Annotated in this window: 11 protein-coding genes; 4 read left to right on the top strand and 7 right to left on the bottom strand. The window is 60.4% G+C overall.

All coding sequences use genetic code 11. The annotated features are described in order from the left end of the window. Positions 1-34: 34 nt before the first annotated feature. A complete protein-coding gene (locus QNO06_RS01535; protein WP_227913030.1) occupies positions 35-649 on the bottom strand; it encodes an FMN reductase in 615 nt (204 codons plus the stop codon). 207 nt (positions 650-856) lie between these two features. Here QNO06_RS01535 and QNO06_RS01530 point away from each other — a divergent pair, with 207 nt between their 5' ends. The 4 genes from QNO06_RS01530 (at position 857) to QNO06_RS01515 (ending at position 4,544) form a co-directional block, all read left to right on the top strand. Next, positions 857-1,879 (top strand): CE1758 family FMN-dependent luciferase-like monooxygenase, encoded by a 1,023-nt coding sequence (locus tag QNO06_RS01530; RefSeq protein ID WP_227913029.1) that lies wholly within the window; start codon positions 857-859, stop codon positions 1,877-1,879. A 149-nt stretch (positions 1,880-2,028) separates the two neighbouring features. Next, positions 2,029-2,769 carry an SDR family NAD(P)-dependent oxidoreductase gene (locus QNO06_RS01525; RefSeq protein WP_227913028.1) on the top strand — a complete coding sequence of 247 codons (741 nt, stop codon included), beginning with the start codon at positions 2,029-2,031 and terminating at the stop codon, positions 2,767-2,769. A gap of 104 nt (positions 2,770-2,873) precedes the next feature. Then, positions 2,874-3,947, top strand: a complete 1,074-nt coding sequence (locus QNO06_RS01520) for an alkene reductase (RefSeq protein WP_227913027.1) — start codon at positions 2,874-2,876, stop codon at positions 3,945-3,947. A 138-nt stretch (positions 3,948-4,085) separates the two neighbouring features. Further along, positions 4,086-4,544: a MarR family winged helix-turn-helix transcriptional regulator gene (locus QNO06_RS01515; protein WP_227913026.1), complete on the top strand. Its 459-nt coding sequence runs from the start codon at positions 4,086-4,088 to the stop codon at positions 4,542-4,544. Positions 4,545-4,727: 183 nt separating this feature from the next. Here QNO06_RS01515 and tkt read toward each other — a convergent pair whose 3' ends face one another. The 6 genes from tkt to QNO06_RS01485 all read right to left on the bottom strand — a co-directional run bounded on the left by tkt (position 4,728) and on the right by QNO06_RS01485 (position 11,549). Further along, positions 4,728-6,821: a transketolase gene (gene tkt, locus QNO06_RS01510; protein WP_227913025.1), complete on the bottom strand. Its 2,094-nt coding sequence runs from the start codon at positions 6,819-6,821 to the stop codon at positions 4,728-4,730. Between the two features lie 144 nt (positions 6,822-6,965). Next, positions 6,966-7,244 (bottom strand): HPr family phosphocarrier protein, encoded by a 279-nt coding sequence (locus QNO06_RS01505; protein WP_227913024.1) that lies wholly within the window; start codon positions 7,242-7,244, stop codon positions 6,966-6,968. A gap of 42 nt (positions 7,245-7,286) precedes the next feature. Then, on the bottom strand, positions 7,287-9,008 hold the full coding sequence (gene ptsP, locus QNO06_RS01500; protein WP_227913336.1) for a phosphoenolpyruvate--protein phosphotransferase: 1,722 nt from the start codon (positions 9,006-9,008) through the stop codon (positions 7,287-7,289). A 206-nt stretch (positions 9,009-9,214) separates the two neighbouring features. Further along, on the bottom strand, positions 9,215-10,753 hold the full coding sequence (gene ulaA, locus QNO06_RS01495) for a PTS ascorbate transporter subunit IIC (RefSeq protein WP_227913023.1): 1,539 nt from the start codon (positions 10,751-10,753) through the stop codon (positions 9,215-9,217). Between the two features lie 33 nt (positions 10,754-10,786). After that, positions 10,787-11,059 carry a PTS sugar transporter subunit IIB gene (locus QNO06_RS01490; protein WP_227913022.1) on the bottom strand — a complete coding sequence of 91 codons (273 nt, stop codon included), beginning with the start codon at positions 11,057-11,059 and terminating at the stop codon, positions 10,787-10,789. Positions 11,060-11,093: 34 nt separating this feature from the next. Next, positions 11,094-11,549: a PTS sugar transporter subunit IIA gene (locus QNO06_RS01485; RefSeq protein ID WP_227913021.1), complete on the bottom strand. Its 456-nt coding sequence runs from the start codon at positions 11,547-11,549 to the stop codon at positions 11,094-11,096. Positions 11,550-11,607 lie beyond the last annotated feature (58 nt).

Here is an 11,607-nt window from a genome sequence, read left to right as displayed (position 1 = left end):
TGGAAGATAGGCTCCGCCCCTGGAAGACATAGGTCTAGTGGTGGGTTGGCGGGTGGAGGAGCGTATCGAAGTCCGGGGCGGTGTTGGCTGGTGCGGCAGGCCCCTCCGGGATGTTTTGAAGTGCTGCGATTAGTTCGGCGGAGGCTCGTTGAACACGGGTTTCAAGGGATTGTTCCGTAGCCGAGCCGGCACCCCAGTCTTCAGGCGACGCGTAGACCGCCGTGGGCATGACGGTGGCGCGCAGGTAGATGAACAGGGGCCGCATGGCATGCTCCAACATGAGTGCGTGGCGCGGGCTGCCTCCTGTTGCTGCGAGGAGGACGGGCTTGCGGGCAAGGGCTGCGGTATCCAGAAGGTCAAAAAAGGACTTGAAGAGCCCACTGTAGGATCCGGAGAACACAGGACTGACGACGATGAGGGCGTCAGCCCGGCTGATCCGATCGATGATCGCTGCGAGCTTTGGTGCGGGGTATCCGGTGATGAAATTGCCCGCGACGTCCAGGGCGTGATCACGCAGTTCCACGGTGTCCACTTCGAGTGAAGTGCCCGGTGGGCTTATCCGGACCACGGTCTCCGACAGTTGATCTGCCAGCATCCTGCTCGAGGAGGGATCTCCCAGGCCAGCGGTTACGACCATTAGTTGTGTCATTGCTAATCCTTCTACTTGCCATTTTATGTTGCCGGGCACATAGTTGAACGGTACCTCCGGTCCGTTCATTCCCAGCCCGAAGCATCCAGGTGGTGGGAATACATTTCATTTCCACCCAGTTACGTGGTTGGCAACATAAATTCATACTGCTCCACCCACCGTGACCATGGCCGCGAAAGGGATGAAGCTACTTCGAGGGGAGAGATCATGCAGATAGGCATTTTCAGCGTCGGCGACCGCAGTGCTGACCCGGCAACGGGCCGGGCACCTACTGAACAGGAACGGATCAAAGGAACCGTTGAACTGGCGCTTCGGGCCGAACAGGCAGGGCTTGACGTGTTTGCCACCGGCGAGCACCACATCCCTCCATACATCGCATCCTCACCCACGACCCTCCTCGGTTTCATCGCGGCCAGGACAAGCACCCTGCGTCTGTCGACGTCGACGACCCTGATCACAACGAACGACCCGGTAAGAATTGCCGAAGACTATGCGATGCTCCAGCACCTGTCCGACGGCCGTCTTGACCTGATGCTCGGGCGCGGCAACAGCGCCCCCGTCTACGGCTGGTTCGGGAAGGAACCCCGCCACGGCATCGATCTAGCGGTTGAGAACTATGCACTGCTGCGCCGCCTGTGGGACGAGGAGCGTGTCACATGGGCGGGAAAGTTCCGCACACCGCTGCAGAACTTCCAATCCACACCTCGGCCCCTGGACGGCAAAGCCCCCTTTGTTTGGCACGGCTCGGTGCGCAGCCCGGAAATCGCCGAGCAGGCCGCCTACTACGGTGATGGGTACTTCGCGAACCATATTTTCGGCCCTCCCCAGCACACGGCGCGCATGATTGACCTGTACCGCGGCCGGTTCGAACACTACGGACACGGCACGGCAGACCAAGCGATAGTCGGCATCGGTGCGCACGCATTTATCCGCAAGAATTCACAGGACGCAGTCCGTGAGTTCCAGCCGTACTTTGACAATGCGCCGATGTTCCCGGGCGGCTCGGCACTGTCCGACTACATGTCGCAGACCCCCACTATCGTCGGAAGCCCGCAGCAAGTCATTGAGAAGACCCTGTCTTTCCGGAGCTACACAGGTGATGTGCAGCGCATCCTGTTCGCCCTCGAAGTCGGAGGGGTTCCCTTGAAGACGACCCTGGAGCAGATCGACATGCTGGGGGAATACGTCGTTCCTGTCCTCCGGAAAGAGCTGGCCGTCGCGTCGGCCTGACTATTCCCATCTGAACGAACGGCTGCGCTGAGTAATCGGAGGCGGCCGACGCCGGCGCTGAGCCGGCACCCCGGCGGCAGGGCATGCATTCGGAGTAACCAACCCAAATCGACCACTCAAAATGTGGTCGGCAACTTATAGGAGAAATCATGAACTCTAATCGAGTAGTAGTTATCACCGGCGCCGCCGGTGGAGTCGGATCCGTCCTCGTTGAACGGTTCCTCGCCAATGGCGATGCCGTCATCGCCGCTGACGCCAGTGAGGACGTCCTGGCGGCTTGGCGTGAGCGGTGGGATGCCGACGCAAGACTGTTCACTATTGCGGGGGATATTTCCACCGACGAGGACGTTGCCCGTCTGGCCGAGTTCACCCGCACGAGCACGGGACGCGTCGATGTACTGATCAATGCCGCTGGATTCTTCCCTTTCGCTCGGGTGGAGGACATGAGCGCCGCTCAATGGCGAAGAATCATTGACGTCAACCTCACCGGAACCTTCCTGGTCACTCAGGCGCTCCTTCCCCTGATGAAAGAGCAGGGTTCGGGGCGGATTATCAATTACGGCTCCGGATCGGTGTTTGACGGCACACCGGGACAAGCCCACTATGTGGCTGCCAAGGCGGGAGTTGTCGGGTTTTCCCGGTCCCTGGCTCGGGAAATCGGCGGTTACGGCATCACCGTCAACGTCATTACCCCGGGGCTGACCGTCACGAAGGCCGTCCGCGACAGCTTCCCCGAATCGATCCTCCAGGCACAGCGCGATGCCCGTGCGCTCAAGCGCGACGAGACCCCCGAGGATCTCGTCGGGCCAACTTTCTTCCTAGCCTCGGAGGACTCGGCCTTCATTACCGGGCAGACCCTCAACGTGGACGGCGGTGCATACATGTACTGACCTCCAGTCCCCCTCGCCATCCCGGCGGCCCCCGGGGCAGCCCCCGTGGCCACCGCGGCAACCAGCAGAAAAATGCAACATCCAAAACAAGAACAGGAAAAATCATGACCACTCTTTGGGACCCCATCACCGTCGGCAATGTCCACCTCAACCACCGTCTCGCCATGGCTCCAATGACCCGGAGCCGTGCTCGGGCCGATGGAACCCCGGGGGAGCTGACGGCCGAGTATTACGCCCAGCGTGCCTCGCTCGGCCTGATTATCACCGAAGGTGTGCAGCCCTCGGATGACGGGCAGGGGTACATCAATACTCCCGGCATCTACACCGACGCGCATGTAGCGGGCTGGCAGCCCGTAACCGACGCAGTTCACAGCGCGGGAGGGGCGGTCTTCATGCAGCTGATGCATGTGGGCCGCATGTCCCACCCGGACAACACTCCGCACCACCGTACCCCCGTGGCTCCGTCAGCGATCGCACCCGGACTTGCGATGTTCACTGCGAAGGGGATGCAGGAAGCCCCCACCCCTCGGGCACTCACCGTTGCCGAAATCCAGTCAACGGTGCAGGACTTCCGAACCGCCGCTGCAGCGGCAATCCGCGCGGGAGCCGACGGCGTCGAAATCCATGCCGCAAATGGTTACCTGCTCCACCAGTTCTTCGCACCCAACGCCAACGAGCGTACCGACGAGTACGGGGGCTCTGTCGAGAACCGCGCCCGATTCGCTCTCGAAGTGGCCGCAGCAGTGGTGGAGGAAATCGGGGCGGAACGAACCGGCATCCGCATCTCTCCCGCTGCAAAGATCGGAGGGCTGAATGAAGGGCCGGGAAGCGCGGATCTTTACCGGCACCTCGTCAGGGAGCTTGCTCCGCTCAACCTCGCCTATGTTCACCTGATGCACTCCGGAGACGAAGAGCTGCTCCGGGACATCCGGAGGATCTGGCCCAACGCACTCCTAGTGCTGCGGCCCGGACGAGCACGTGCCGACCTGGCCAAGGACGTTGAAGCTGGTTTGGCTGACATTGCCCCGATTGGATCATGGGCGCTGGCGAACCCGGACGTTGTGGAACGTCTCCGAACCGGAGCGGACTTCAACGAAGGAGACCGGACGACCTTCTACGGCGGAGGCGCAGCGGGATACACGGACTACCCAACCTTGGACACTGCCACTGTCCGGTAACGACTATGGAGGTCCCGGACCGGGTCGGCCCGGTCCGGGACCTCCAAGCGTGCCACTGGTACAGTGGATGCGCTCGGGCCGCGCACGAGATGCGGCGTGAAGCTGTTTCTCTCGAGACCACCCACCAGAGAGTGAGACATGAAAGCTTCACAACGAACTGCGGAGACGGAGCTCTCGACGGCGATCGATTTCCCCGCGAGCTGGGCCATCTTCAGCGTCGCACGGTCCCACCGCGCGCTGGCCGCTTCCAAGTTGGCTGCAGTCGGGCTCTTCCCCAGCCAGGAGCTAATTCTCATGCAGTTGTGGGATGAGGACGGCCAATCACAGAAGGCCCTTGGCCAGACCCAGCGGTTCGACCATTCCACGATCGCCAAGTCGGTCCGGCGCCTGGAGAATGCCGGGCTGGTGCGGCGGGAGAAATCCCACGCGGACGGCAGGGTGACATTGGTTTTCCTCACTGACGCCGGACGGGCTCTTAAGGAACCCGTCCTGGAGATCTGGGCCGAGTTGGAGCGCCGGACGGTGGAGGGATTGTCGGCAGACGAGAAGAACCAGCTTGTGTCACTCGTTGCCAAGATCCTCCCCAATCTTGAGTAGGCATCCGGCTGCCACTAATTCGTGAGTAGCGGAGAAACTCGCGCCGCACGCACTAGACCACCGTGGTCAGCACTCCCCCGTCCACGCGCACCGCGGCGCCGTTTGTTGCGGAGGCGGGAGACGGCACCCTCGGCCGGTGCACAAACCAGAAGGGTTGTGATTCCGGGTTCATGCAGTCCTCACCTAAACGTTGCGGGGGGACACGGCGCTTTGCTGGGTGCTTTTCTGTATCGCCCGTTCGGCTGCCTCTATGACGGCCTCCCGGCTGATCCCTTTGCGTCGAAGTACCTCCGAACCGTTTCCCGAAAGTCCGAACCCTTCCACTGACACTGTCTCTCCGGTAGCACCAACGAAGCGGTACCAACCTTGCGCTATTCCCGCCTCGACGCTGACGCGTGCGGTAACAGAGGACGGCAGCACCGATTCCCTGTACTCCTCTGGCTGGGCATCGAACCACTCGATGCAGGGCATGGAAACAACGCGCGCGGCAACGCCGCGTTCAAGGAGAACGGTTGCGGACTCAACGGCTACGTGAAGCTCCGAACCGGTTGCGATGATGATAATTTCTGGATCGTTTCCGTCCCCAATGAGCACGTAACCGCCCCTTCCAGTTCCGGATTGTACGGAATCCACTTGCTGCAGAGTGGGCAACTCCTGCCGGCTAAGGACCAGTGCCGTGGGTCCTGAGCGTTCCTGAAAGATTTTTTCATAAGCAGCCACCGTCTCATTTGCGTCACCGGGACGAACCACTGCCAAGCCTGGAATGGCCCTCGCAGCCCACAAGTGTTCGACAGGTTCGTGGGTAGGCCCGTCCTCGCCGACGGCAACCGAGTCGTGTGTCCAAATGTAGGTAACCGGTAGCTTCATGAGGGCCGCCAGACGAACAGATGGCCGCATGTAGTCGGAAAAGACGAAGAACGTCGCTCCGAAAATACGGGTTAGTCCGTTCAGGGCGATGCCGTTGAGGATTGAACCCATCGCGTGCTCGCGGACCCCGAAGTGCAGGACCCGGCCGTACTCGTCTCCGGGCCAGTCAGCATTTGCCGTGTTTGGGGGGAGCATTGATGGAAACTCCGCCGACCATGTCCCGTTTGTTTCGGCTAGGTCCGCAGAACCGCCCCAGAGTTCTTCCATGTTCTTCCCTGCAGCGGCAAGCACCTTTGCTCCGGCGACCCGGGTGGCCAGGTGCGAACCTGGGGAAAACGTGGGAAAGCCCGAGTCCCATCCCTCCGGGAGATCGCCCTTGCGTAGGCGTTCCAACAGTTTTGCCTGTTCAGTATGGGAACCTGCCCAGGCATCGAACTTCGCCTCCCATTCGTTCTTCAGCGTGTTCGCACGAGTGGCGGAAGCGGATCGCGTCGCCGCCAGCAGGTTCTCCGGCATAAAGAAGGCCTTTGCGGGATCCAGTCCCAACAAAGCTTTGGTCGCAGCCACTTCCTCGGCACCTGGTGCACCGGAGTGTGCCTTCGCCGTTCCGCCCAGGCCTGGCATGGGGAAGCCAATACGTGTCTTGAGGCGAATGAAGACCGGCGACCCTGTAAGCCGGAGTGTCGAATCAAGCACCGTGCGGATATCTTCCCGAGACTCAGCGTCTGAGATTTCCAGGACCGTCCACCCGTAGGAGGCCATTCGGGCGGATACGTCATCGCTGGTGGCTGTCGCGGTAGGTCCTTCTATTGAAATCTCGTTGTCATCCCAGATGAGAACCAAATTCTCGAGCTTCAAATGCCCAGCGAGTGAAGCAGCCTCGTGGCTGATGCCTTCCTGCATGTCCCCATCTGAAGCGAGGCAATAGATCCTGTAGTCAAAGGGACTGGTGCCCCGTTCGGCATCCCGATCCAGCATTCCACGCACCCGGCGCGCCGCCATGGCCATGCCGACCGCGTTGCCGATGCCTTGACCCAAGGGCCCTGTGGTGGTTTCGACGCCCGGAGTATGGCCATATTCAGGGTGACCTGGAGTGATCGAATCCAAGGTCCGGGTTGCCTGGAGATCGGACATCTCGAGGCCATAGCCATGCAAGTACAGCTGCATGTACAGGGAAAGGCTGGTATGGCCGCATGAGAGAACAAACCGGTCTCGTCCTAGCCATGCAGGATCAGCCGGATCGTGGCGCAGATATTCCTGGAACAGGGTGAAGAGAAAGGGTGTTAAGCCAACTGCTGTTCCAGCGTGGCCTGACCCTTTGGCCTGGACCACGTCCAGTGGGATCACCCGTGCATGCCGAATGGCATCTTGGTTCATAGTTTCAGTGCCAACCGGAGTGGAAAAGGTCATTTTCTATCTTTCTGGGGCCATCTGCTGGCACGCTCGGGATGGATGTAGGGCGAATGGGGTCTGCGGGAAGACGACTGCCGCAGTTGAGGCGGCTGGGGCCCGGCTTCGCCGCCACCATCCGGCGCCCCTTGTTCTGCCGGTGGATTAGTCGGCGTCGAGATCCGTCTCCAAGAGGCGCACGAGCCGCTCGAGCGCCTCATCGGCGTCAGGGTTCTCCGCGCGAAGCACCACTTCCTCGCCGTATCCCGCGCCCAGAGCCATGAGGGAGAGGATGCTGGCAGCGTCAACGGCTTCACTGGCAGGATCATCCGCACGTGCAATCGTGATGTCGAAGTCGAATTCTCCAACGGCTTCGACAAAGATCGTCGCCGGTCGGGCGTGCAGGCCAACCTTAGTGGCAATGGTCGCGATACGTTCAGCCATGTTTGTTCCTTTGTGTTAGTGGTGTTGTTAGTGCGGTGATGGTCAGAGGCCAAGAACTTCGAGAATGGGAAGCTCAGCGCGAACCAGCAGCCGGGCCGCTGAGGCTTCCGGGGCCTCCAAAGCTGCCGCTGCCAGTCGCCGTGCATGTTCGAGGGTGACTGTTGTCAACACGGCAGAAACGGGAGCAAGTGCCCGTGCACTCATGGAAAGTGTTGAAATCCCCAAGCCCACGAGGACGACGGCGAGAGCAGGATCCGCAGCTGCCTCTCCGCAAACGCCCACAGGTTTGGAATCGCCTGCGTTACAAGCACCTTCGACGGTCAACTTGATGAGTTGGAGAACAGCCGGTTGCCAGGGATCATTTAGTCCAGCAAGCTGGCCCAACTGGCGATCGGCCGCCATGGCGTATTGCGTGAGGTCGTTTGTACCAATGGACGCGAAGTCGGCATGCCTCATTACGGCCCCTGCGGTTAATGCCGCTGAAGGGACTTCCACCATGACGCCCGTCGTGCGCAATCCTGCTGCCGCAGCCAGTGCGGCGAAGTCATGTGCCTCCTCCGCCGTGGAAACCATGGGAGCCATGACCCATACCTCGGCAAGATGCGCCGCTTCAGCCGCCGCAATGGCAGCGAGCTGGCGCGCAAGCACCCCCGGATTGCTGCCATCCGTGCGGAATCCGCGCACGCCAAGCGCCGGATTTGGCTCATCTGCATTGGTCAAAAATGGCAGAGGTTTATCGGCACCCGCGTCGAGAGTGCGAACCACCACCTTCTTGCCGGCGAAGGCGGCAAAGACTGCACCATATGCGGAAATCTGTTCATCTACCGTGGGCTCTTCGTTACGGTCCAGAAAACAAAACTCAGTGCGCAACAGGCCAACGCCCTCTGCGCCGGCGTTTGCCGCCTTTATGGCGTCGGCTCCCGTGCCGACATTAGCTAGCAACGGGACTTGGACGCCGTCAGCCAACCTGTTTTCACCGCTAAAGGCAGGCACGGCCGAAGCCTGGGCGGTCCATATCTGGGCGCTTGAGATGAGTTCTGCATCAGGATGCAACGTGATGGTCCCTGATGAGCCGTCCAGGTAAACTTCGGATCCACTCTCAATGCCGTCCACGCCCCGGGCGGCCACCACAGCCGGCAGCCCAAGGGCTCGGGCCAAGATGGCGGTATGTGACTGGGGTCCGCCGTCGGACGTGATCAACGCGAGCACCTTGGACGCATCCAGGGTGGCCGTGTCCGCGGGTGCCAGATCAGTCGCTGCCAGGACAAAAGGATGATCGGCAACCGGGACACCCGGTGCCGGCAGACCCCTCAGTTCGGAGACTATACGGGCACGGACATCCAGGACATCCATTGCCCGCTCGGCCATGTATCCGCCATGCGCTTTCAGAGTCTCCGCGATAGTTTCTCCCGCTTCCCAGATGGCCCGCTCCGGTGACCGAGGGCCTCCGGGAGCCTCCGGCGAAAGCATCTTGACGGCCGACTTGATCAACATCGGGTCGGCAGCCATGGCCGCGCTGGCTTCTAGGATTTTTTTGCCGTCACCTGTCGTCGTCAGCGCCCGGTCCCGTAACTGCGTTTGAACCGCTTTTGCCGCTGCTCGGAGTCGAAGCTCAGCAGCTTCCGCGTCGAGGATGGAAGCGCCCTGCCCGCCGGCGGGGGGCTCCTGTACGGGCTTGGGCATTTGTTGCACCGGACCCACAACACGTCCCGCAGATACTCCTACACCCTGAAACGTGAGGGCCGGTTTTGTCGGAACCTGCATATCAGCACGTGAGTCACGGATCGCGTCCTCAGTGCCGGTCAAAGGTGAGGTAGACATACCAAACTCCTGATTGTTCGCTTGTGCCATGCACAAAAAATGAGTCTGCCGGGAGTCGGCGCTCCCGGCAGACTCACGACGGGATGCAGCGCGAATTGGCTTGGCATCACATAAGACGCGTCACATCAAATGGTGATCACAGTGCCGGATCAGTGAGCAGCGGTTTCCGTCCCGGGGGCGATCCGCTCGCTCTCTGCAGCTTTTTCTTTCGCGCGGGCGATCCGCTCGTTCTCTGCAGCTTTTTCTTCGGCCAGCCATGCGTCCCGCTTTGCGCCGGGAACCCAGCCTCGGTCTACGACCTTGACTTGGAACACGATTGCTGCGGTAACGAGGACGATGGCAATAATGACCGTCAGGATGGCTCCAAGCGCGGTTCCGCCCCGCAGGCTCACACCGATCAGGCTGCCGAACCAACCAAAGTCAGCGTCACCGAATGTGCTGTTCGACAGGCCGAAGTCACCGAGCACCAGCAGCAGGATGGCCGGCAGGATGGTGATGATGACTCCATTCACGAATCCGCCAAGAACCGCACCACGCCGCCCACCGGTGGCATTGCCGTAAACGCCGGCTCCACCGCCGGTAAAGAAGTGGGGGACCATGCCGGGCAGGATCAGCGCAAGCCCGAAGGCCGGGTTGAGCCAGACTGCGAGCAGTCCGAGAGCGATGAGGCCGCCTGCGAAGGAACTGAGGAAACCAATAAGAACGGCATTGGCACCAAAGGGGAAGACAATCGGGATATCCAGCGCTGGCCTTGCTCCCGGCACGACCTTCTCCGCAATACCCTGGAAGGCGGGAATGAGTTCGCCCAAGACAGTGCGCACACCGTACAGAATGATGGCCACACCTACGCCGAACTGCAGTGCTTGAGCGAAGCCTGCCATGATGAATGCTCCGGCGTCGGGAACATCAAAAATAGCCAGGGCCTCATCCGTGGGCAGGGCGATGAGCCCCCAAATGGTAAACACCATGTAGATGAGAACCATGGACAGGGACGTCGCCACCATTGAGTCGCGAAGGAACTTCAGGCTCTGGGGAAACTTGATGTCCTCAGTCGACTTACTGCGGCGCCCAGCGGCCTGCCCTGCGGCACCGGCGGCCAGATAGCCCAGCGACCCAAAGTGTCCGATGGCAATGGAGTCATTCCCCGTGATCTTCTTCGTCCAAGGGTGCAGGAACGCAGGCATGACAACCATGATCACGCCGAGCAAAACAGCACCGATCAAGACCACGAGCCAGCCGAGCTTTTCACCGAACCCGACGGACAGGACAACCGTCAACATGGTTGCCATAAACACCATGTGATGCCCGGTGAGGAATACGTACTTCAGGGGAGTGAAACGGGCAAGCACGAGCATCACCAGGAAGCCCAGCGTGAGCACGTAAGCGCTCTGGGCACCGAACTGCTCCTGGGCCATTGCGGTGATCACTTCATTAGTGGGAATGACTCCCTGCGCACCTGTAACCTCAAGGATGAGACGGCCGAGCGGATCCAAGGACCCGGTGACGACTGTTGCCCCGGCACCCAGAATGAGGAAACCGATGGCTGCTTTGAGCGCTCCACCAATAACCTGTCCTGAATTCCGGCGTAATGCCATCAAACCGATAGCGGTAATAATGCCGATGAGATAAGCGGGCACATTCAGAATTTGTTGCCCGATAAAATTTAGTACGACTACGAGCCACTCCATGGCAGCGAGTCCTTTCGAGGTGTTGGGACCAGGCTACTGGATGGCTTCTGTGAGCTTCGCGGTGATCTCATCGGTGTCAAAAAAGTTGTCGATGATAATCACGCGTGCCGGGACTTCGCCAAGCTCGGTGGCCAGCTCTTCTGAGGTGAGCACAATCTGCGCAGTCTGAGCCGCACCCTTGGCAACTCCCAGATCTGCTGCTTCAACATCAGCGTCGATGCCAAGCTTGGATAGCACTTTTTCTGCGTTCATTTTGAGCAGCACCGAAGTGCCGATACCCATGCCACACACTGCAACGATCTTCATGGTGGAGCCTTTCGTTGGGGTTGGTTGAAAAGGTCTAAATCGAAGAGGCCTTGCTGAGAAGCGAGCGCAGTTCATCTGCCGTGGTGACGGCTACCAGCTGATTGAGGATGTCCTTCTGGGAGAGGACACCGGCCAAGGCCCTCAAAACGTCAATATGGGTTGTGTGGTCCACCGCAGCCAAACCGATAACCAGGGAAACCGGATCGTTTTTCGAATGCCCGAACTCAACAGGTTGCTCCAGACTTACCCAGCTCAGCCCGCCCTGAAGAACAGCTTCAGATGGGCGTGCGTGCGCGAGCGCAATGCCGGGCGCAATCACGATATAGGGTCCATGAACCTCGACCGCATCAATCATCTGCGCGGTGTACTCATCCGTTGCCGCCCCGCCTGCAACCAGCCCCTCGCCGGCCAACCGAATGGCATCCCGCCAATTAGCTGCGGTTGCTTTCGTCGCGATGGAACATACGGCTTCCGCCAAATCTAGGGCCACGATCATTCTTTCGTCAGTGAAAAATGTCTACGACACCAGCGGATACCGACTGTGTCTC

Origin of the sequence: Arthrobacter sp. zg-Y20 (assembly GCF_030142075.1) — a bacterium.
GTDB lineage: Bacteria > Actinomycetota > Actinomycetes > Actinomycetales > Micrococcaceae > Arthrobacter_B.
This window is presented reverse-complemented; position numbering and strand designations above follow the sequence as displayed.

Excerpts from the sequence above, each read along its gene's own strand:
- QNO06_RS01490 (WP_227913022.1), bottom strand. The coding sequence starts at position 11,059 with ATGAAGATCGTTGCAGTGTGTGGCATGGGTATCGGCACTTCGGTGCTG.
- ptsP (WP_227913336.1), bottom strand. The coding sequence starts at position 9,008 with ATGCAGGTTCCGACAAAACCGGCCCTCACGTTTCAGGGTGTAGGAGTA.
- QNO06_RS01525 (WP_227913028.1), top strand. The coding sequence starts at position 2,029 with ATGAACTCTAATCGAGTAGTAGTTATCACCGGCGCCGCCGGTGGAGTC.
- QNO06_RS01535 (WP_227913030.1), bottom strand. The coding sequence starts at position 649 with ATGACACAACTAATGGTCGTAACCGCTGGCCTGGGAGATCCCTCCTCG.
- ulaA (WP_227913023.1), bottom strand. The coding sequence starts at position 10,753 with ATGGAGTGGCTCGTAGTCGTACTAAATTTTATCGGGCAACAAATTCTG.
- QNO06_RS01515 (WP_227913026.1), top strand. The coding sequence starts at position 4,086 with ATGAAAGCTTCACAACGAACTGCGGAGACGGAGCTCTCGACGGCGATC.
- QNO06_RS01530 (WP_227913029.1), top strand. The coding sequence starts at position 857 with ATGCAGATAGGCATTTTCAGCGTCGGCGACCGCAGTGCTGACCCGGCA.
- QNO06_RS01520 (WP_227913027.1), top strand. The coding sequence starts at position 2,874 with ATGACCACTCTTTGGGACCCCATCACCGTCGGCAATGTCCACCTCAAC.
- QNO06_RS01505 (WP_227913024.1), bottom strand. The coding sequence starts at position 7,244 with ATGGCTGAACGTATCGCGACCATTGCCACTAAGGTTGGCCTGCACGCC.
- tkt (WP_227913025.1), bottom strand. The coding sequence starts at position 6,821 with ATGACCTTTTCCACTCCGGTTGGCACTGAAACTATGAACCAAGATGCC.